18 protein-coding genes are annotated in these 18,863 nt (G+C 69.1%); 10 read left to right on the top strand and 8 right to left on the bottom strand.

Translation table 11 applies throughout. The annotated features are described in order from the left end of the window. Positions 1-5: 5 nt before the first annotated feature. Positions 6-773 (bottom strand): molybdate ABC transporter substrate-binding protein, encoded by a 768-nt coding sequence (modA, locus tag G6N24_RS08785; RefSeq protein WP_085162212.1) that lies wholly within the window; start codon positions 771-773, stop codon positions 6-8. 286 nt (positions 774-1,059) lie between these two features. Here modA and G6N24_RS08780 point away from each other — a divergent pair, with 286 nt between their 5' ends. The 3 genes from G6N24_RS08780 to G6N24_RS08770 all read left to right on the top strand — a co-directional run bounded on the left by G6N24_RS08780 (position 1,060) and on the right by G6N24_RS08770 (position 4,175). Continuing rightward, complete coding sequence (locus tag G6N24_RS08780; protein WP_085162211.1) at positions 1,060-1,737, top strand: SDR family oxidoreductase; 678 nt, start codon at positions 1,060-1,062, stop codon at positions 1,735-1,737. Between the two features lie 40 nt (positions 1,738-1,777). Next, on the top strand, positions 1,778-2,701 hold the full coding sequence (locus G6N24_RS08775; protein ID WP_085162210.1) for an LLM class F420-dependent oxidoreductase: 924 nt from the start codon (positions 1,778-1,780) through the stop codon (positions 2,699-2,701). A gap of 82 nt (positions 2,702-2,783) precedes the next feature. Beyond that, the gene (locus G6N24_RS08770; protein WP_085162209.1) at positions 2,784-4,175 is read left to right on the top strand and encodes an NAD(P)/FAD-dependent oxidoreductase; all 1,392 of its coding nucleotides are present in this window, start codon (positions 2,784-2,786) and stop codon (positions 4,173-4,175) included. On the opposite strand, the gene G6N24_RS08765 is transcribed toward G6N24_RS08770, so the two are convergent. The 7 genes from G6N24_RS08765 to G6N24_RS08735 form a co-directional block, all read right to left on the bottom strand. After that, positions 4,172-4,816, bottom strand: coding sequence for an urease accessory protein UreD (locus G6N24_RS08765; RefSeq protein ID WP_085162208.1), 645 nt, complete (start codon positions 4,814-4,816; stop codon positions 4,172-4,174). The genes G6N24_RS08770 and G6N24_RS08765 overlap by 4 nt on opposite strands. A gap of 9 nt (positions 4,817-4,825) precedes the next feature. Continuing rightward, the gene (gene ureG, locus G6N24_RS08760; protein WP_085162207.1) at positions 4,826-5,479 is read right to left on the bottom strand and encodes an urease accessory protein UreG; all 654 of its coding nucleotides are present in this window, start codon (positions 5,477-5,479) and stop codon (positions 4,826-4,828) included. 21 nt (positions 5,480-5,500) lie between these two features. After that, positions 5,501-6,136 (bottom strand): urease accessory protein UreF, encoded by a 636-nt coding sequence (locus G6N24_RS08755; protein ID WP_085162206.1) that lies wholly within the window; start codon positions 6,134-6,136, stop codon positions 5,501-5,503. Beyond that, positions 6,136-7,857, bottom strand: a complete 1,722-nt coding sequence (locus G6N24_RS08750; protein WP_085162205.1) for an urease subunit alpha — start codon at positions 7,855-7,857, stop codon at positions 6,136-6,138. The genes G6N24_RS08755 and G6N24_RS08750 overlap by 1 nt, the downstream gene beginning before the upstream one ends. Continuing rightward, positions 7,854-8,162 carry an urease subunit beta gene (locus tag G6N24_RS08745; protein WP_085162204.1) on the bottom strand — a complete coding sequence of 103 codons (309 nt, stop codon included), beginning with the start codon at positions 8,160-8,162 and terminating at the stop codon, positions 7,854-7,856. Before G6N24_RS08745 ends, G6N24_RS08750 begins: the two co-directional genes overlap by 4 nt. Continuing rightward, the gene (locus G6N24_RS08740; protein ID WP_085162203.1) at positions 8,159-8,461 is read right to left on the bottom strand and encodes an urease subunit gamma; all 303 of its coding nucleotides are present in this window, start codon (positions 8,459-8,461) and stop codon (positions 8,159-8,161) included. The genes G6N24_RS08745 and G6N24_RS08740 overlap by 4 nt, the downstream gene beginning before the upstream one ends. Before the next feature lie 66 nt (positions 8,462-8,527). Continuing rightward, on the bottom strand, positions 8,528-8,953 hold the full coding sequence (locus tag G6N24_RS08735) for a PaaI family thioesterase (RefSeq protein WP_085162202.1): 426 nt from the start codon (positions 8,951-8,953) through the stop codon (positions 8,528-8,530). A gap of 304 nt (positions 8,954-9,257) precedes the next feature. Here G6N24_RS08735 and G6N24_RS08730 point away from each other — a divergent pair, with 304 nt between their 5' ends. The 7 genes from G6N24_RS08730 (at position 9,258) to G6N24_RS08700 (ending at position 18,804) form a co-directional block, all read left to right on the top strand. After that, entirely contained in the window at positions 9,258-9,674 is a 417-nt protein-coding gene (locus G6N24_RS08730; protein ID WP_085162201.1) for a BlaI/MecI/CopY family transcriptional regulator, read from the top strand. 14 nt (positions 9,675-9,688) lie between these two features. After that, positions 9,689-10,648 (top strand): M56 family metallopeptidase, encoded by a 960-nt coding sequence (locus tag G6N24_RS08725; protein ID WP_085162200.1) that lies wholly within the window; start codon positions 9,689-9,691, stop codon positions 10,646-10,648. Positions 10,649-10,767: 119 nt separating this feature from the next. Further along, positions 10,768-12,219 carry an NADP-dependent phosphogluconate dehydrogenase gene (gene gndA, locus G6N24_RS08720; protein WP_085162199.1) on the top strand — a complete coding sequence of 484 codons (1,452 nt, stop codon included), beginning with the start codon at positions 10,768-10,770 and terminating at the stop codon, positions 12,217-12,219. 34 nt (positions 12,220-12,253) lie between these two features. Further along, a complete protein-coding gene (locus G6N24_RS08715; RefSeq protein ID WP_085162198.1) occupies positions 12,254-13,690 on the top strand; it encodes a GuaB1 family IMP dehydrogenase-related protein in 1,437 nt (478 codons plus the stop codon). A gap of 18 nt (positions 13,691-13,708) precedes the next feature. Further along, on the top strand, positions 13,709-15,091 hold the full coding sequence (locus tag G6N24_RS08710) for a hemolysin family protein (protein WP_085162197.1): 1,383 nt from the start codon (positions 13,709-13,711) through the stop codon (positions 15,089-15,091). After that, entirely contained in the window at positions 15,088-16,140 is a 1,053-nt protein-coding gene (locus G6N24_RS08705; RefSeq protein WP_085162196.1) for a hemolysin family protein, read from the top strand. Before G6N24_RS08710 ends, G6N24_RS08705 begins: the two co-directional genes overlap by 4 nt. Positions 16,141-16,269: 129 nt before the next feature. Then, positions 16,270-18,804 (top strand): PE family protein, encoded by a 2,535-nt coding sequence (locus G6N24_RS08700; RefSeq protein WP_163745464.1) that lies wholly within the window; start codon positions 16,270-16,272, stop codon positions 18,802-18,804. The last annotated feature ends 59 nt before the right edge of the window (positions 18,805-18,863 follow it).

Here is an 18,863-nt window from a genome sequence, read left to right as displayed (position 1 = left end):
GGTCGTCAGGGCTTGGCGAAGCCCGATTGAGCCAGGATCTGCTGACCTGCCTCAGAAGTCACCATGGCCACGAACTTCTTCGCCGACGTTGGCTGCGGCGCCTTCTGCAGCACCGCGATGGGGTAGGCGTTCACCGCGCGGGCGGCCTCGGGAAACTCGACGGTCACCACTTTGTTGCCGGCGCTGAGCGCGTCGGTGACATAGACCAGCGCGGCGTCGGCCTGTCCGGTCGTGACCTTGTTGAGGACATCGGCCACATTGGGTTCCTCGCTGACCGGGTTGAGCCGCACTCCGGTGGTGTCTTCGATGCGCCGGGCTGCCGATCCGCAGGGCACCGGCCGCTGGCAGACCACCACGGCAAGCCCCGGCTTGCCCAGGTCCGCGAAGGATGCGACGTTCTTCGGATTGTCCGGCGCGGTGACGATGACCAGCGTGTTGGCGGCGAAGTTGGTCGGATTACCGGCCAGCAACCCGGCCTTGGCGACCGTGTCCATGTGTGCGGTGTCTGCTGAGGCGAAGACGTCGGCGGTGGCGCCCTGGGTCAGCTGCATCGCCAGCTCCGAGGAACCCGCGAAGTCGAAATCGATCCTGGCGCCCGAGTTTTCGGTCGCGAAGAGCTCACTGATCTTGGTGAACGCCTGCCTCAACGAGGCGGCCGCGAACACCACGATCGGCCGGGCGGACCGCGACGGCTGCGAGTTCGAACCGCACGCCACCAGGCCCGCGACCACCGTCGTGGACAGCAAACCGGCCAGCACCCCGATCCGACGCATGGCTGAAACCTTAGCCTCGAAAGGACGGCGCCCGTCAACGCGAGAGCGGGGCGGCTGAATAGTTACGAAAATTGTGCGCGCCGCGTCGGCGTGGAATTTCGCCTGATAGCTACTGTCCAGTAACATCAACGGGGATCGACGCCATAACACACGCTGAGATCCCAGGCATTGCGGTTCCGAGATCCCGTGGTGCGCCCACCATCGGAATCACGTTAGCCGCGCCGTGCGGGGCACATGCGGTGGTGAATCGCCAGGGTCTGGGTTCAACGGTGAACACGAGGAGGTCATGGCTGTGGAGGTGCTGGTCACCGGGGGCGACACCGATCTGGGGCGCGTGGTAGCCGAGGGCTTTCGCGACGACGGTCACAAAGTGATCCTCGTCGGGGCACGCCGTGGCGACCTCGAGGTCGTCGCCAAGGAGCTCGACGTGGACGCGATCGTCTGCGACACCACCGACCCGGCCAGCATCGGCGAGGTCCACGGGTTGTTCCCCCGTCACCTGGACACCATCGTCAACGTGCCGGCACCGAGGTTCGACGCCGGCGACCCCCGCGCCTATTCGCTGGCGGATGTTGCCAACGCGTGGCGCAGCGCCCTCGACGCGACGGTGCTTTCCACTGTGCTGACCGTGCAGGCGGTGGGCGATCACCTGCGCTCCGGAGGCTCCATCGTCAGCGTGGTGACGGAGAACCCGCCCGCCGGGAGCGTCGACGCGGCAATCAAAGCCGCCCTGTCGAATTGGATCCAGGGCCAGGCGGAATTTTTCGGCACTCGCGGAATCACGGTCAATGCCGTCGCGTGTGGGCGCAGCGCCCAGGCCGGCTACGAAGGCCTGTCGCGCACGCCCCCGCCCGTCGCGTCCGAGATGGCAAGGCTGGCGCTGTTTCTCACCACACCGGCGGCTCGTCACATCACCGGCCAGACGCTGCACGTCAGCCACGGCGCGCTGACCCACTTCGCCTGAGCCTCTTTCGGCTTCGGAGCCGATCGCTACGGTAGGTACCGTGGCGATCAGGCTTGGATTACAAATCCCCAAGTTTTCCTACGGCACCGGTGTGGAAAGGCTTTTCCCGTCGGTCCTCGCCCAGGCGCGTGAGGCGGAGGCAGCAGGCTACGACGCGCTTTTCGTGATGGACCACTTCTATCAACTGCCCATGCTGGGTCCGCCCGAGGATCCGATGCTGGAGGCGTACACGGCCCTCGGCGCGCTGGCCACCGCCACCGAACGTCTGCAGCTGGGCGCGTTGGTGACCGGCAACACCTACCGCAACCCGGCCCTGCTGGGCAAGATCGTCACCACGCTTGACGTGGTGAGCGCGGGCCGGGCGATCCTCGGTATCGGTGCCGGCTGGTACGAGCTCGAACACCGCCAGCTCGGGTTCGAGTTCGGCAGTTTCACCGACCGGTTCAACCGGCTCGAAGAGGCGCTCAAGATCCTCGAGCCGATGATCAAAGGTGAGCGGCCCACGTTTTCCGGTCACTGGTACACCACCGAGTCGGCGATAGCCGAGCCGCGCTATCGCGACCGCATCCCGATACTGATCGGCGGCGGTGGTGAGAAGAAGACCTTCGCGATCGCCGCGCGCAGCGCGGACCATCTCAACATCGTCGCGTCGCTCGACGAGCTGCCGCGGAAGGTGGAGGCGCTCGCCGCCCGGTGCGACGAGGCCGGCCGGGACCCCTCGACGCTGGAGACCAGTTTGATGCTGACGGTGATGATCGACGAGAACGTCAACCCCGATCAGCTTCCCGAGCGGGTGAGCGGACGCATGGTGGTGGGCAGCCCGGCGCAGGTTGCCGACCAAGTCCAAACCAAGGTCCTCGACGCCGGCGTCGCTGGGGTGATCATCAACTTGTCCCCGCACGGGTATAGCCCCGGAGTCATCACCACCGCCGGCGAGGCACTGCGCCCGCTGCTCGGTCTGTAGCCAAGCGTCGGGGGCCGGTGTGGCTGATCACACACGCTCGCGCTTGGGTATCAGGAGTCGGGCTTGGCTACCCTTGACAGGCGTGAGTCCCCACCCCGAAGACACGGCCCAACCAGGTCGTCGACATCAGGTCGTCATCATCGGATCGGGGTTCGGGGGACTCAACGCGGCAAAGAAGCTCAAGCGAGCCGACGTCGACATCAAGCTGATCGCACGGACCACGCATCACCTGTTCCAGCCGTTGCTGTACCAGGTCGCCACCGGGATCATCTCCGAGGGTGAAATCGCTCCCCCGACCCGCGTCGTCCTGCGCAAGCAGCACAATGTCCAGGTGCTGCTGGGCAACGTCACCCACATCGACCTGGCAAACCAATGCGTCGTCTCGGAGTTGCTCGGTCACACCTACGAAACCCCCTACGACAGCCTGATCGTCGCCGCCGGCGCCGGCCAGTCGTACTTCGGCAACGACCATTTCGCCGAATTCGCCCCCGGCATGAAATCGATCGACGACGCCCTGGAGCTGCGCGGACGGATCCTGAGCGCCTTCGAGCAGGCCGAGCGGTCCAGCGACCCGGAACGACGGGCCAAGCTGCTGACGTTCACCGTCATCGGCGCCGGCCCCACCGGCGTCGAAATGGCCGGGCAGATCGCCGAATTGGCCGACCACACCCTGAAGGGCGCTTTCCGGCACATCGACTCCACCAAGGCGCGGGTGATCCTGCTCGACGCCGCGCCCGCGGTGCTGCCGCCGATGGGCGAAAAGCTCGGCGAGAGGGCCGCCGCCCGGTTGAAGAAGATGGGCGTGGAGATCCAGCTGGGCGCGATGGTCACCGATGTGGACCGCAACGGCGTCACGGTCGAGGACTCCGACGGCGCCGTCCGGCGCATCGAATCGGCCTGCAAGGTCTGGTCCGCCGGGGTCCAGGCCAGCCGGCTCGGCCGAGATCTCGCCGAGCAGTCAACGGTCGAACTTGACCGGGCCGGCCGGGTCAAGGTGCTGCCCGACCTGTCCATCCCCGGGCACCCGAACGTGTTCGTCGTCGGTGATATGGCCGCCGTCGAGGGCGTGCCGGGGGTGGCGCAGGGCGCTATTCAAGGCGCCAAGTACGTCGCCAATACGATCAGGGCCGAACTCGCCGGGGCCGACCACACCGAGCGCGAACCGTTCCAATACTTCGACAAGGGTTCTATGGCCACGGTATCGAGGTTCTCGGCGGTGGCGAAGATCGGTCCGCTCGAGTTCAGCGGGTTCATCGCCTGGCTGATATGGCTGGTGCTGCACCTGGTGTACCTGATCGGGTTCAAGACCAAGATCACCACGTTGCTGTCCTGGACGGTGACCTTCCTGAGCACCCGGCGCGGTCAGCTGACCATCACCGACCAGCAGGCGTTTGCCCGAACGCGGCTCGAACAGCTGGCCGAATTGGCGGCCGAGGCGCAGGGGTCGGCGGTCGGCGCGCGGGTGGCCAGTTAGCCAGTCAACCGGTCAGCCTGCCAGGTACTCAGCGTTCCCCCGTCGGCCAACGCTAGTATCGTCGATCCGGCGTCGATAGCGTCGGTGAATGCCGTTGCAGGATAGCGCAACTCGCTGATTGTAGCGCGTGGCGCCGCAAGGATGTCGTCGGCCGATGATTCGGCGCCCAATTCCACTCGGTGCCGCAGCAACGGACGGTCGTTCCGGTCGGCGTGTAGCGATCCTGACCAGAACCCCTCGCGCTCATCGCATCTGCCGATCTGGACCCGCTCCCGGAAGCGGACCCGGCCGTCGCCATGCAGCCGCAAGGCCACCCGGGACAGATGCCGGGCGGCGGCGGCGACGACGGTCGGCTCCAGGTCCACATCCAGGGTCCCGGTGACGTCGATTTCCCAGCGGGCGTGCGAGGTGCGGCTGCGCGTGCCGGGCAGGGCCACGGTGGCGGCCGCGCTGCGCAGCCGAAGCAGCGCGCCCCGTTCGACGATCACCCGTATGTCGATGGTGTCGCCGCCCAGCGGGATGGCCGCCGCGGATACCAGGTGCGCGGTGTGGGGCGCGGTGCAGCGGGCCGTGAGGCCGCCGCGGCAGTGGATGCGCGGCAAGCGGTTTCGCGAGGCGACCAGCACGACCCTAGACAGCATGGGCGTCCATCAGCTGACCAGTTGGGCGCGAACCCACCCCACCACCTCGGTGGCGGCCGGGTCCTGGGTCAGCGATTGCAGCACGGTCGGGCGCCCGCCGCGCACCGCGTCGGCGTCGCGGGTCATCACCTGCAGATCGGCGCCCACCAGCGGGGCCAGATCGGTCTTGTTGACCACCAGCAAATCCGAGTACGTGACCCCGGGCCCACCCTTGCGGGGCACCTTGTCGCCGCCGGCCACGTCGATGACGAAGATCTGGACATCCACCAGGCCCGACGAGAAGGTGGCGGTGAGGTTGTCGCCGCCCGACTCGACCAGGATCAGATCCAGCCGGTCGTGGGCGGCGATCAGGTCGTCGATCGCATCCAGGTTCGCGGTGATGTCATCGCGGATCGCGGTGTGCGGACAGCCTCCGGTCTGCACGGCCGCGATCCGGTCGTCAGGCAGAACGGCATGCTTGCGCAAGAAATCGGCGTCCTCCGTGGTGTAGATGTCGTTGGTCAACACCGCCAGCGACAGTTCGTCGCGCAACTGCCGGCATAGCGCCGCGACCAGCGCGGTCTTGCCGGAGCCGACCGGGCCGCCCACCCCGACGCGCAGCGGCTCGCCCGGCTGGCGGACCCGCTTGGGTCGATCGTGATGGGGGTGCGGGTGATCGTGCATTTGATTGACCTTTCCGGACTTTCAGGAGGTGAACAGGGGCCGCTCGCGTTCGGCGTGGCGTTGCGCGAGCGTGTCGAGCAGCGGGTCGGACAAGTCGGCCAGCCCGGCGCTCGCCTCGGCGGCGGTGCGCTCGCACAGTTCGGACAGCCGGAACGTCAGCGCGGCGACGTCGGCAGGATCCAGGGCCAGCAGTCGCTGGGCGGCGGTGGCCGAGGCGGTCATCGTGGTGTAGACGATGTGCAGTGCGCTGTGTTCGGGGGTGAGACCGCTCACTGCCCCGACGCGGCCAGCGGCCACCGCCAGATGCGGACGCGGGCCCAGTTCGTCCCAACCGGTGCCGGGCCAGATGCGCCGGGCCAGTCGAGCCAGCCCCCGGCCCTGGCTGCGCGACGCGTGTCTGGCGGCGGGAGCCGGTGTGCGCGAGTCGGTTTCGCGATCGGCCTCATCGACGCTCAGATCGCCCCGATGGACCGCCGCGGCGATCGACGCCGTGACCAGCCCGTGGGTGCGGATCCGCCGCTTGAGCAACGCCTCCAGCGTGGCCACGTTGGTCACCATCCCGCTGGTGACGGCCTCTTCCAGGCCGCCGGAGTGCACGTGTGAGCCGGCGGGAAGTCGTGAGTCGGCGAGGGCGAGAAGCACCGCGAGCGAGGCCATCAGAACAGGAAATATCGTTGTGCCATCGGAAGCTCGGCCGCTGGCTGCTGTTGCCATACCTGACCGTCGATACGCACGGTGAAGGTGTCGGGGTGCACCTCGATGCTGGGCAGAGCGTCGTTGAGCGGCATATCGGCCTTGCCGACGGCACGCACGTCGCCCACCGGCACCAGCCGGCGGTGCACGGCGAGCCGGTCCGCCAGGCGCGCATCGATGGATTGCGGTGCCACGAAGTGCACCGAGGTGGCCGCGGCCGTGGCCGGGGCAGAGCCGAACATCGGGCGGGGCAACACCGGTTGGGGCGTCGGGATGGAAGCGTTCGCGTCGCCCATCGCCGCCCAGGCGATCGCACCGCCCTTGAGCACGGCATGCGGGCGCACCCCGAAGAAGGCCGGCTCCCACAACACCAGGTCGGCCAGCTTGCCCACCTCCACCGAACCGATCTCATGCTCAAGGCCGTGGGCGATGGCCGGGCAGATGGTGTACTTCGCGACATAGCGCCGCACCCGAGCGTTGTCCGCCGGACCATCACCGGCCAATGAGCCGCGGCGCGCCTTCATCACATGCGCCGTCTGCCAGGTGCGCAGCACCACCTCGCCGACGCGTCCCATGGCCTGCGAGTCGCTGCCGATCATCGAGATCGCGCCCATGTCGTGCAACAAGTCCTCGGCCGCGATGGTGGACGGCCGGATCCGGCTCTCCGCGAACGCCAAGTCCTCCGGTATCCGGGGATTGAGGTGGTGGCACACCATCAGCATGTCGAGGTGTTCATCGAGGGTGTTGACCGTGTGCGGACGGGTCGGATTGGTGGAGCTGGGCAGCACATTCGGCTGCGAGGCCACGGTGATGATGTCCGGGGCGTGCCCGCCGCCGGCCCCCTCGGTGTGATACGTGTGAATCGTGCGTCCGGCGATCGCGCCGAGGGTGTCCTCGACAAAGCCGATCTCGTTGAGGGTGTCGGAATGCAGTGCCACCTGCACGCCGGCCGCATCGGCGACGGTCAAGCACGCGTCGATGGCGGCGGGCGTGGATCCCCAGTCCTCATGCAATTTGAAACCCGCTGCGCCGCTACGCAATTGCTCCCACAACGCGTCGGCGCTCACGGTGTTTCCCTTCCCGAGCAAGGCGAAGTTCACCGGCCAGCAATCCAGCGACTCCAGCATCCGGGCGAGGTGCCACTCGCCGGGCGTGACGGTGGTGGCCTTGGTGCCCTCGGCGGGCCCGGTGCCGCCGCCGATGATCGTGGTGGTGCCCGCGCCGATCGCTTCGGCGATGATCTGCGGGCAGATCAGGTGGACGTGACAGTCGACGGTTCCGGCAGTGACGATTCGGCCGTTGCCGCCGACGACTTCGGTGGAGGGCCCGACCACCAAATCCCGGTGCACGCCCGTCATGATGTCGGGGTTGCCGGCCTTTCCGATCCCGACGATGCGGCCGTCGCGAATCCCGATGTCGGCCTTGATGATTCCCCAGTAGTCGATGATCACGGCGCCGGTGATCACCGTGTCGGGCGCGCCTTCGGCGCGGCTGGCGCGTCCCTGGCCCATCGACTCGCGCAGCACCTTGCCGCCGCCGAACACCGCCTCGTCGCCGGCCAGGCCCGGTCCCCCGCTGCGGTCCTCGGTGATCTGGACCAGCAGGTTGGTGTCGGCCAGCCGGATCCGGTCGCCGGTGGTGGGGCCGAAAAGCTGCCCGTAACGCTCCCTGGACAGCCGGGTCATCGGAGGGGTCCGGGTGGGTTCAGGGTCAGGCCGTGCACCTCCCGGCGCCCGCCCAGCGGAACCAACCGGACGGACCGGGGCACGCCGGGCTCGAAGCGCACCGCCGTGGCCGCCGGAATGTCCAAGCGGTACCCGTGGGCCGCCGCGCGGTCGAACGACAGCGCCGCATTGGCCTGCGGAAGGTGGACGTGGCTACCGACCTGCACCGGACGGTCGCCGGTGTTGACGACCCGCATCTCGAGGCGCGGCGCGGCTTCATTGATCTCGATATCGCCTGTGCTGTAAAGGAATTCGCCGGGAATCATGCGATCGGGTGATGGACGGTGACCAACTTCGTGCCGTCCGGAAACGTCGCCTCCACCTGCACGTTGGCGAGCATCTCCGGCACCCCCTCCATGACGTCGTCGCGGCGCAACACGTCACACCCGCTGACCATCAGCTCGGCCACGGTGCGGCCGTCGCGGGCCCCCTCGAGGATGTGATCCGTGATGATCGCGACAGCCTCCGGGTGGTTGAGGCGCAATCCGCGGGCCCGGCGGCGACGGGCCACTTCGGCGGCGTAAGACAGCAGCAGTCGCTCCTGTTCGTGCGGCGTCAGGCGCATGCTCTGCGATCCTGCCACGAGATGTTGGTGACTTCAGCACTTGTGGGCGCTGGCGGCTGGCCAGGCTCAGCCGTCGCCGGGCGGTGTTTCGAGGTTTTGCAGGCGCACCTGACCGCGGGCCACCACCCGGGCGTTCGCGTCGGTGATCGTGACCACCCACAGCTGCTGGCGCCGACCGCGGTGGATCGGCTCGGCGACGCCGTACACCATCCCCGAGCTGATCGAACGCAGGAAGTCCGTGTTGTTGTTGACGCCGACCACATTCCCGCCACCGCGCGTGGCGAGCCAGCTGAAGGCGGCCATGCTGGCCATGCTCTCGATCATCGAGCAGTAGACACCGCCGTGCACGAGGCCCATCGGCTGCAACAGTTTGGGCGTGACCTCGAGCTGCGCGCGGGCGCCATCGGGGCTGAGCTCGGTGACCTGCAGACCCAACTCGGCCTCGAACGGCCCCGAGGAATTCGGCGGGATGACCGTGTCCGGCGGTTGCACGCCCTTGTGTCTACACCATCCCCCAAAACGGGCGAGCCCCGTACACCGGGGCACGGGGCTCGCCGATCGAGTGGACCGGGGGTCGCTGCAGCCCTCAGGACTCTGCCGCGGTCGTTGTCGCTCGACGCCACCTAGCGTAGGCAAGGCTGCCCTAATTTTGCAACCCTCAAGGCCGGGCTGGCGTGACGATCCTCACAAGAGGTGAAGCCGTCGGCACAGTTTGGGTACGACGCCCGGTAGTAAGCCGGAGTACGCTGGTTTCACTGCCGAGGGAGCCGATGGAGCTGATGGAGCTGATGGAACCATGGCCAAGTTGACGCGGCTGGGAGATCTGGAACGCGCCGTGATGGATCACCTGTGGTCCACGCCGGAACCCCAAACCGTTCGCCAGGTGCACGAAGCGTTGTCGGCGCGGCGCGACCTTGCCTACACCACAGTCATGACCGTGCTGCAACGGTTGGCCAAGAAGAATCTGGTCTCTCAGATTCGCGACGACCGGGCCCACCGCTACGCGCCCGTGCATGGGCGCGACGAACTGGTTGCCGGGCTCATGGTCGACGCGCTGGCCCAGGCGGAGGACTCCGGCGGCAGACGGGCCGCACTGGTGCACTTCGTCGAGCGAGTGAATCCCGACGAGGCGGACGCGCTTCGGTGCGCACTCGCCGAATTGGAGGCAAACCAACGCAATTCGCCATCGGCTGGCGCTGCGGCGGAGGACTGAGGGAGACTGGCAGCGTGTCCGCGCTGGCCTTCACCATCCTCGCGGTGCTGCTGGTCGGCCCGACACCGGCCTTGTTGGCCCGAGCGACGTGGCCGTTGCGCGCCCCGCGAGCCGCCATGGTGTTGTGGCAGGCCATCGCCGTGGCAGCCGTCCTTTCGACGTTCAGCGCGGGCATCGCGATCGCCAGCCGGCTGCTCATGCCCGGCCCCGACGGCAGGCCCACCGCCAGCGTCCTCGGCTCGATCGACCGGCTCGGCTGGCCGCTCTGGGCGGCTTATGTCGCCGTCTTCGCGCTGACCGTGCTGGTGGGTGCCCGCCTGGTGGTCTCGGTGTTGCGTGGGGCCATCGCGACCCGACGGCGGCGGGCCCACCACCGCATGGTGGTCGATCTGGTCGGGGACCGATTCAGTGCGCACGATGCGGCCCGGGCCCGGTCCTGCGCGCGCACGCGCGCTCTTCGTGTCCTGGACGTCCCGCAGCCGCTGGCCTACTGCCTGCCCGGCGTGCGCAGCCGGGTCGTCGTCAGCGAGGGCACGCTGACCGCCCTCACCGACGCCGAGGTCGCCGCCATCCTCACCCACGAGCGGGCTCATCTGCGCGCCCGCCATGACCTCGTTCTGGAGGCGTTCACCGCGGTGCACGCCGCCTTTCCGCGGCTGGTCCGCAGCGCCAGCGCGTTGGGGGCGGTGCAGCTCCTCGTCGAGCTGCTGGCCGACGACGCCGCCGTTCGCGCGACTGGGCGCACTCCCCTGGCCCGGGCGCTGGTTGCCTGCGCGGCCGGGCGGGCACCGTCCGGCGCGCTGGCCGCGGGCGGTCCCAGCACGGTGCTGCGGGTGCGCCGGCTGTCCGGGCGCGGCAACAGCCCGGTGCTGGCGGCGGCCGCATACCTTGGCGCCGCGGCGGTACTGGTGGTACCCACGATCGCGCTGGCCCTACCGTGGCTCACGGAGCTGCGACGGCTGTTGAACGTGTAGCGCGAGCCAAACACCTTGGAGCACCACGGGTCCGCTGTGTCACAGTGTTGTCGGATCGGCTTTCGAAAGGGCGCCCGACGTGGCGCCGGAAATGGTTCTCCAACCTGAGAGGCGAAGAGATGAGTCCGTCGGATTCCAAGACTGCGACCGCCCAGATCGGCGTTACCGGCCTGGCCGTGATGGGCTCGAACATCGCCCGGAATTTCGCCCGGCATGGCTACACGGTGGCGCTGCACAACCGGTCGATCGCCAAGACCGATGCGCTGCTCAAGGAGCACGGATCCGAGGGAAACTTCGTGCGCAGCGAGACGATCCCCGAATTCCTTGCCGCCCTGCAGCCCCCGCGTCGGGTGTTGATCATGGTCAAGGCCGGCGAGGCCACCGACGCCGTCATCAACGAGCTCGCCGACGCCATGGAACCGGGCGACATCATCATCGACGGCGGCAACGCGCTGTTCACCGACACGATGCGCCGCGAGCAGGCGATGCGCGAGCGCGGCCTGCACTTCGTCGGCGCCGGGATCTCCGGCGGTGAAGAGGGCGCGCTGAACGGACCGTCGATCATGCCGGGCGGGCCCGCCGAGTCGTACAGGTCGCTAGGACCGCTGCTCGAGGAGATCTCCGCGCATGTCGACGGCGTGCCATGCTGCACGCACATCGGCCCCGACGGCTCCGGGCACTTCGTCAAGATGGTGCACAACGGGATCGAGTACTCCGACATGCAGCTCATCGGCGAGGCCTACCAGCTGTTGCGCGACGGGCTGGGCATGAGCGCACCGCAGATCGCCGAGGTGTTCACCGAGTGGAACAACGGCGACCTGGACAGCTATCTGGTCGAGATCACCGCCGAAGTGCTGCGCCACAAAGACACAAAGACCGGCAAACCCCTGGTCGACGTCATCCTCGACGAGGCCGAGCAGAAGGGCACCGGCCGCTGGACGGTCAAGTCCGCCCTGGACCTGGGTGTGCCCGTAACCGGAATCGCCGAGGCGGTGTTCGCCCGCGCGCTGTCCGGCTCGGTAGCACAACGCAAGGCCGTCAGCGGCCTGGCTTCCGGCCGACTGCGCGAAAAGCCCACGGACAGTGAGACTTTCACCGAAGACGTCCGCCAGGCCTTGTATGCCTCCAAGATCGTGGCCTACGCGCAGGGTTTCAATCACATCCAGGCCGGCAGCGCCGAATTCGGCTGGGGCATCGCACCGGGCGACCTGGCAACCATCTGGCGCGGCGGCTGCATTATCCGGGCGAAGTTCCTCGACCGCATCAAGGAAGCCTTCGACGCCGATCCCGACCTGGCCAGCCTGATCGTCGCGCCGTACTTCCGGGGCGCAATCGAATCGGCCATCGACAGCTGGCGGCGTGTGGTGTCCGCCGCGGCCCAGCTCGGTATCCCCACTCCCGGCTTCTCCTCGGCGTTGTCGTACTACGACGGACTGCGCACCGAGCGTTTGCCCGCGGCGCTCACCCAGGCCCAGCGCGACTTCTTCGGTGCGCACACATACGGGCGGATCGACGCGCCGGGCAAGTTCCATACGCTGTGGAGTGGGGACCGCGCCGAGGTGTCGGCCTGACCACCGGCCTGACTAGATTGGTGAGCAGGACGAAATGAAGTTTCTGGACGGGCACCGACCCGGATACGACCTGACCTACAACGACGTCTTCATCGTGCCGAACCGCTCCGAGGTGGCGTCGCGGTTCGATGTCGATCTGTCCACCGCCGACGGCTCCGGCACCACCATTCCGGTGGTGGTTGCCAATATGACCGCGGTGGCCGGGCGGCGGATGGCCGAGACGGTGGCGCGCCGCGGCGGGCTCGTGATCCTGCCGCAGGACCTGCCCATCCCGGCGGTGCAGCACACGGTGGAGTTTGTCAAGAGCCGTGACCTGGTGCTCGACACCCCGGTGATGCTCGAGCCCGACGATTCGGTGTCCGACGCGACCGCGCTGATCCATAAGAGGGCGCATGGCGTCGCGGTGGTGGTCTTCGAGGGCCGTCCGATCGGATTGGTCAGCGAAGCGTCCTGCGCGGGGGTGGATCGCTTCACCCGGGTGCGCGATGTCGCCGTGACGGACTTCGTGACCGCGCCGGTGGGTACCGAGCCGCGCAAGATCTTCGACCTGCTCGAGCACGCCCCCATAGCCGTCGCGGTGCTGACCACGGCCGACGGCACGTTGGCGGGGGTGCTCACCCGCACCGGGGCAATCCGCGCCGGCATCTACACTCCGGCCACCGACACCGCCGGCCGGCTGCGGGTCGGCGCGGCCGTCGGCATTACCGGAGACGTGGCCGCCAAGGCCCGGGCCCTCGCCGAGGCGGGCGTCGACCTGCTGGTCATCGACACCGCGCACGGCCACCAGGTCAAGACGCTGGAGGCGATCAAAGCGGTCTCGTCCCTGGGCTTGGGTCTGCCGCTGGCGGCGGGGAATGTGGTGTCGGCGGAGGGAACTCGCGATCTCCTCGAAGCCGGGGCCACGATCGTCAAAGTCGGGGTCGGGCCGGGCGCGATGTGCACCACCCGGATGATGACCGGTGTTGGCCGCCCGCAATTCTCTGCCGTGCTCGAATGTGCCTCTGCCGCAAGGCAGCTCGGTGGCCACGTGTGGGCGGACGGCGGAATCCGCCATCCGCGCGACGTGGCTCTGGCGCTGGCTGCCGGTGCGTCGAACGTGATGATCGGGTCGTGGTTCGCAGGTACCTACGAGTCCCCCGGTGATCTGCTGCGTGACCGCGACGACCAGCCGTACAAGGAGAGCTACGGTATGGCATCCAAGCGCGCGGTGGTCGCCCGGACCACCACGGACAGCCCGTTCGATCGCGCCCGCAAGGCGCTGTTCGAGGAAGGCATCTCGACGTCACGGATGGGGCTGGACCCCGACCGGGGCGGTGTCGAGGACCTGCTCGACCACATCACCTCCGGCGTGCGCAGCACCTGCACCTATGTCGGTGCCACGAACCTCGCGGAGCTGCATGAACGGGCCGTGGTCGGTGTGCAATCAGCGGCCGGGTTCGCCGAAGGCCATCCCCTGCCCACCGGCTGGTGAGCGGCGGCCGGGTCGCCCATGAACCTCACCGTCACGATCGTCAGCACGCTGGCCATCGTCGCGCTGACCATCGGCACCGCGGTCTTCGTCGCCGCCGAATTCTCGCTCACCGCGCTGGATCGCTCCGCCGTCGAGGCCAACGCCCGGGCCGGTAACGGCCGAGACCGCGTCATCCGGCTCGCCCACCGTAGGCTGTCCTTCCAGCTCTCGGGTGCGCAGTTGGGCATCTCGATCACCACGCTGGCGACGGGTTACCTGACCGAGCCGCTGGTGGCCAAGTTTCCGCATCCGGCGCTGACCGGGATCGGACTACCCGATCGGGCGGCCGACGGCCTCATCACGTTCCTGGCGCTGGCGACCGTGACATCAGTGTCGATGGTGTTCGGCGAGCTGGTCCCCAAGTACCTCGCCGTGGCGCGTCCGCTGCCGACCGCCCGCGCCGTCGTACTGCCACAGTGGGTGTTTTCGGCGCTGCTCACGCCGGCGATCCGAATGACTAACGGAACGGCGAACTTGATCCTGCGGCAATTGGGCATCGAGCCCGCCGAGGAGCTGCGGTCGGCCCGCACACCGCAAGAGCTGGTGTCACTGGTGCGCAGCTCCGCGCGCCGCGGCACGCTGGACGACGCCACCGCGTCGCTGATGCGCCGATCGCTACAGTTCGGCGCCCTGACGGCGGAGGAGCTGATGACGCCGCGGTCCAAGATCGTGGCGCTGCAGACCGACGACACCATCACCGACCTGGTTGCGGCCGTCGCCACGTCGGGGTTCTCCCGCTTCCCTGTCGTCGACGGTGACCTGGATGAGACCGTCGGCATCGTGCACGTCAAGCAGGCGTTCGCGATTCCGCCCGCCGATCGCGCGCGCACGCGGTTGACCACGATCGCAAAGCGGGTCCCGGTGGTGCCGTCGACGCTGGACGGCGACGCGGTGATGGCGCAGATCCGCGCCAATCCCCTGCAGACCGCGATGGTTGTCGACGAATACGGCGGGACCGCGGGCATGGTCACCATCGAGGACCTGATCGAAGAGATCGTGGGCGACGTGCGCGACGAACACGACGACGCCACGCCGCACGTGGTGGCGGCCGGCAGCGGATGGCGGGTATCGGGCCTGCTACGCATCGACGAGGTTGCGGCCGCAACCGGTTATCGAGCCCCCGAGGGGCCCTACGAGACGATCGGCGGTTTGGTGCTTCGGGAGCTCGGCCACATCCCGGCGGCCGGCGAAACGGTTGAGCTGACCGCATTGGACCTCGACGGGCTGTCGGACCGCTCGGTGCACTGGCGGGCAACGGTGCTGCAGATGGACGGTCGGCGGATCGACCTGCTCGAGCTGACCGAACTGGGCCCTCCTGGTGAATCGGGCAGCGATTCCGACCCGGGAGGGATCCGCGGATGAACGACCTGCTGGCAGTGGTGTTGGCGATCCTGCTGATCGGCGTCAACGCGTTCTTCGTCGCCGCGGAATTCTCGCTGATCTCGGCGCGCCGCGACCGCCTGCAGGCGTTAGCCGAGCAGGGCAAGGCGAGCGCGGTCACCGTCATCCGGGCCGGCGAGCAGCTCCCGGCGATGCTGGCGGGCGCGCAGCTGGGTGTCACGGTGTCCTCGATCCTGCTCGGCCGCATCGGCGAGCCCGCGGCCGCCGACCTGCTGCAGGCATCGTTCGGGTGGGCCGGCATACCTCCGGCGGTGCTGCACACGCTGTCGTTCGCGGTCGCCCTGGCGATCGTGGTGACGCTGCACGTGCTGCTCGGCGAGATGGTGCCGAAAAACATCGCCCTGGCGGGCCCGGAACGGACGGCGATGCTGCTGATCCCGCCCTATCTGCTCTACGTGCGACCGGCGCGCCCGTTCATCGCCTTCTACAACACCTGCGCCAACGCGATCCTGCGGGCGCTGCGGGTGGAGCCCAAGGACGAGCTCGACATGACGGTCTCCACGGTCGAACTGTCCGAGATGATCGCCGAATCGGTATCCGAGGGATTGCTGGATCGTGAGGAGCACACCCGACTGACCCGCGCGCTGCAGGTTCGCACCCGGGTGGTCGCCGACGTCGCGGTGCCGCTGGACAAGATTCGGTCGGTGCCGGTCGCCGCGGCGGGCTGCGGCCCGACGATCGGCAGCGTCGAACAGGCCCTGGCCCGGACCGGTTACTCACGGTTCCCGGTGGTCGGGCTGGGTGACAAGTTCGTCGGATACCTGCACATCAAGGACCTGTTGACGCTGGACGGCGATCCACACAGCGTGATCGATCGGGCGCTGGTTCGCCCGCTGCCGCAGCTTCCCGCATCGCTGCCGCTGGCCGATGCCCTGTCGCGGATGCGTCGCAGCAACAGCCATCTGGCACTGGTAACCGGCGACGACGGCGGCGTGGTCGGGATGGTGGCCCTCGAGGACCTGGTGGAGGATCTGGTCGGCACCATGCGCGACGGGCCACACGGAGACTGATGACGGTGACGGGTCCCGTCATCCAGGAACGGGACGAGAAGATCCGAAACGCCGGGAATTAGTGATCCCCTGACGCATACGCTATGAGTGGTCGGCTGGTCTTTTGCAGAGTGGCGTGAGGAGGCCGTGGTGTCGTTTGTGGTGGCGGTGCCCGACATGGTGGCGGCGGCGGCATCGGATCTTGCCGGTATCGGGTCGGCGATCAGTGCGGCTAATGCGGCGGCGGCGGCCCCGACGACGGGGCTGCTGGCCGCCGGGGGTGACGAGGTGTCGGCGGCCGTTGCGGCCTGCTTTAGCGGGCATGCCCAGGCGTATCAGAGGTTGAGCGCGCAGGCGGCGGTGTTTCATGCCCAGTTTGTGCAGGCGATGACCGCCGGTGCGGGGTCGTATGCGGCCGCCGAGGCGGCCAACGTGTCGCCGCTACAGGCCGCGCTCAACGTGGTCAACGCGCCCACGCAGGCGTTGTTGGGGCGTCCGCTGATCGGCGATGGTGCCAATGGGGCGCCGGGGCAGCCTGGTGGGGCTGGCGGGTTGTTGTTCGGCAACGGCGGTAATGGGGGTAATGGTTTGGCGGGCCAGCCCGGTGGGGCCGGTGGGGCCGGGGGCGCCGCTGTCGGGTTGTTCGGCCATGGTGGGGCCGGCGGGGCCGGCGGGGTCGGCTTGACAAGTGTCGGTGGGGCCGGCGGGGCCGGCGGCGTCGGCGGGCTGGTGTACGGCAATGGCGGTGACGGCGGCGCCGCCTGGTTGGGTGGGGCCAGCGGCGGGCCCGGAGGCGATGCTCGGCTGATCGGCCATGGCGGTCACGGCGGATTCCAAGGCGGCATCGGCGCCGGCGGTGGCGCCGGCGGTAAGGGCGGCAACGGCGGGTGGCTGGTCGGCAACGGCGGTGACGGCGGTGGCGCCGCCGTCACGGGCACGGCCGGCGATGGCGGCAACGCCGGGCTGTTCGGCAACGGCGGTAACGGCGGCTGGGCCGGGCAAAACAGCGTCGCTGGCGATGGCGGCACCGGCGGGACGCTGATCGGCGATGGTGGCAATGGTGGCAACGCCATAGCTCGCTTCAACCTCGTGAGCGGGGCCGGTGGTCACGGCGGCCACGCCGTCGGGCTGATCGGCAACGGCGGGGCGGGAGGCATCGGAGCGACCGGCACCGGCGTTGCTGGCGGAAATGGTGGTAACGGCGGCAACGGTGGCCAGTGGTTCGGCAGCGGCGGGGGCGGTGGGTCCGGCGGGTCCAGCGATGCAGCGGCCGGCGGCACCGGCGGTAACGGCGGCACCGCTGGGCTGATCGGCAACGGCGGGGACGGCGGGGCCGCCGGTGTCAGCGCGGCCAGCATCGCGGGCGCCGGCGGCAACGGCGGCAATGCTCGGTTGATCGGCGACGGTGGGACCGGCGGGCCCGGCAATTTCGGTGGGCCCGATGGGGCCAACGGCACGCCCGGGTCACTGCTCGGGGATCCGCTTGACGTGGTGAACGCGCCCACGCAGGCGTTGCTGGGACGCCCGCTGATTGGCGATGGCGCCGATGGGGCGCCCGGGCAGCCGGGTGGCGCCGGCGGGTTGTTGTTCGGCAACGGCGGCAACGGCGGCAATGGTTTGCCAGGCCAGCCGGGCGGTCCCGGCGGGGATGCGGGGTTGATCGGTAATGGCGGTAACGGCGGCACCGGCGGGCCGGGGACGACCGGCTTTGCCGGTGGTGCCGGTGGGGCCGGCGGTTGGCTGTTGGGCAACGGTGGTGCCGGTGGGATCGGCGGGCTCGGCACCGGGGCGGATGGCGGAGCCGGCGGAGCCGGTGGGACCGCTGTCGGGTTGTTCGGCCATGGCGGGGCCGGAGGGGCCGGCGGAGCCGGCTTGCTCGGCGTCGGCGGGGTCGGTGGAGCCGGCGGCACCGGCGGGCTGTTGTACGGCAACGGTGGTGACGGCGGTGCCGACTTTGCGGGTGGGGCCAGTGCAGGGGCCGGCGGGGACGCTCGGCTGGTTGGCCACGGTGGTAGCGGCGGGTTCTCAGGAGCCATTTTCGCCGTCGGCGGTGCTGGCGGCAAGGGCGGCACTGGTGGATGGCTGTATGGCAACGGTGGTGACGGCGGCGCCGCGATTCTCGGGGTGGGCGGTGACGGTGGCAACGCCGGGCTGGTCGGCGACGGCGGCACCGGCGGCGGGGCCGGTTTCGAGAGCATCGCGGGCACCGGCGGCAACGGCGGGACACTGATCGGCAATGGTGGCGACGGCGGCAACTCTGTGACAACCGTGGGGTTCGGTGGAACCGGCGGTAACGGTGGCCACGCCGTCGGGCTGATCGGCAACGGCGGAGCTGGCGGCATCGGCGGCGCCGGAATTGCCGCCGCCGGCGGAAAAGCCGGCCACGGCGGCAACGGAGGCCAGTGGTTCGGCAATGGCGGGGCCGGTGGGTCCGGCGGGTCCAGCACTGCGGCCGCCGGCGGGACCGGGGGCAACGGCGGCGCCGCCGGGCTGATCGGCGATGGCGGGGACGGCGGGGCCGCCGGTGTCAGCGCCGCCGGCGTCCCTGGCGCCGGCGGTGACGGCGGCAATGCCCGGTTGATCGGCGACGGCGGTGACGGCGGGCCGGGTGACTCCGGTGGACCCGGCGGTACCGGCGGTACGGGTGGGTCGCTGTTCGGCCAGAACGGGTCCGACGGGACGTAGTAGGCTGGACGCCCGGCCCGTATGATCTCACGGGCCACCGCAACTTGGCGATCGCTGTC

The organism is Mycobacterium lacus (assembly GCF_010731535.1).
In the GTDB taxonomy this organism is placed as follows: Bacteria; Actinomycetota; Actinomycetes; order Mycobacteriales; family Mycobacteriaceae; genus Mycobacterium; species Mycobacterium lacus.
This window is presented reverse-complemented; position numbering and strand designations above follow the sequence as displayed.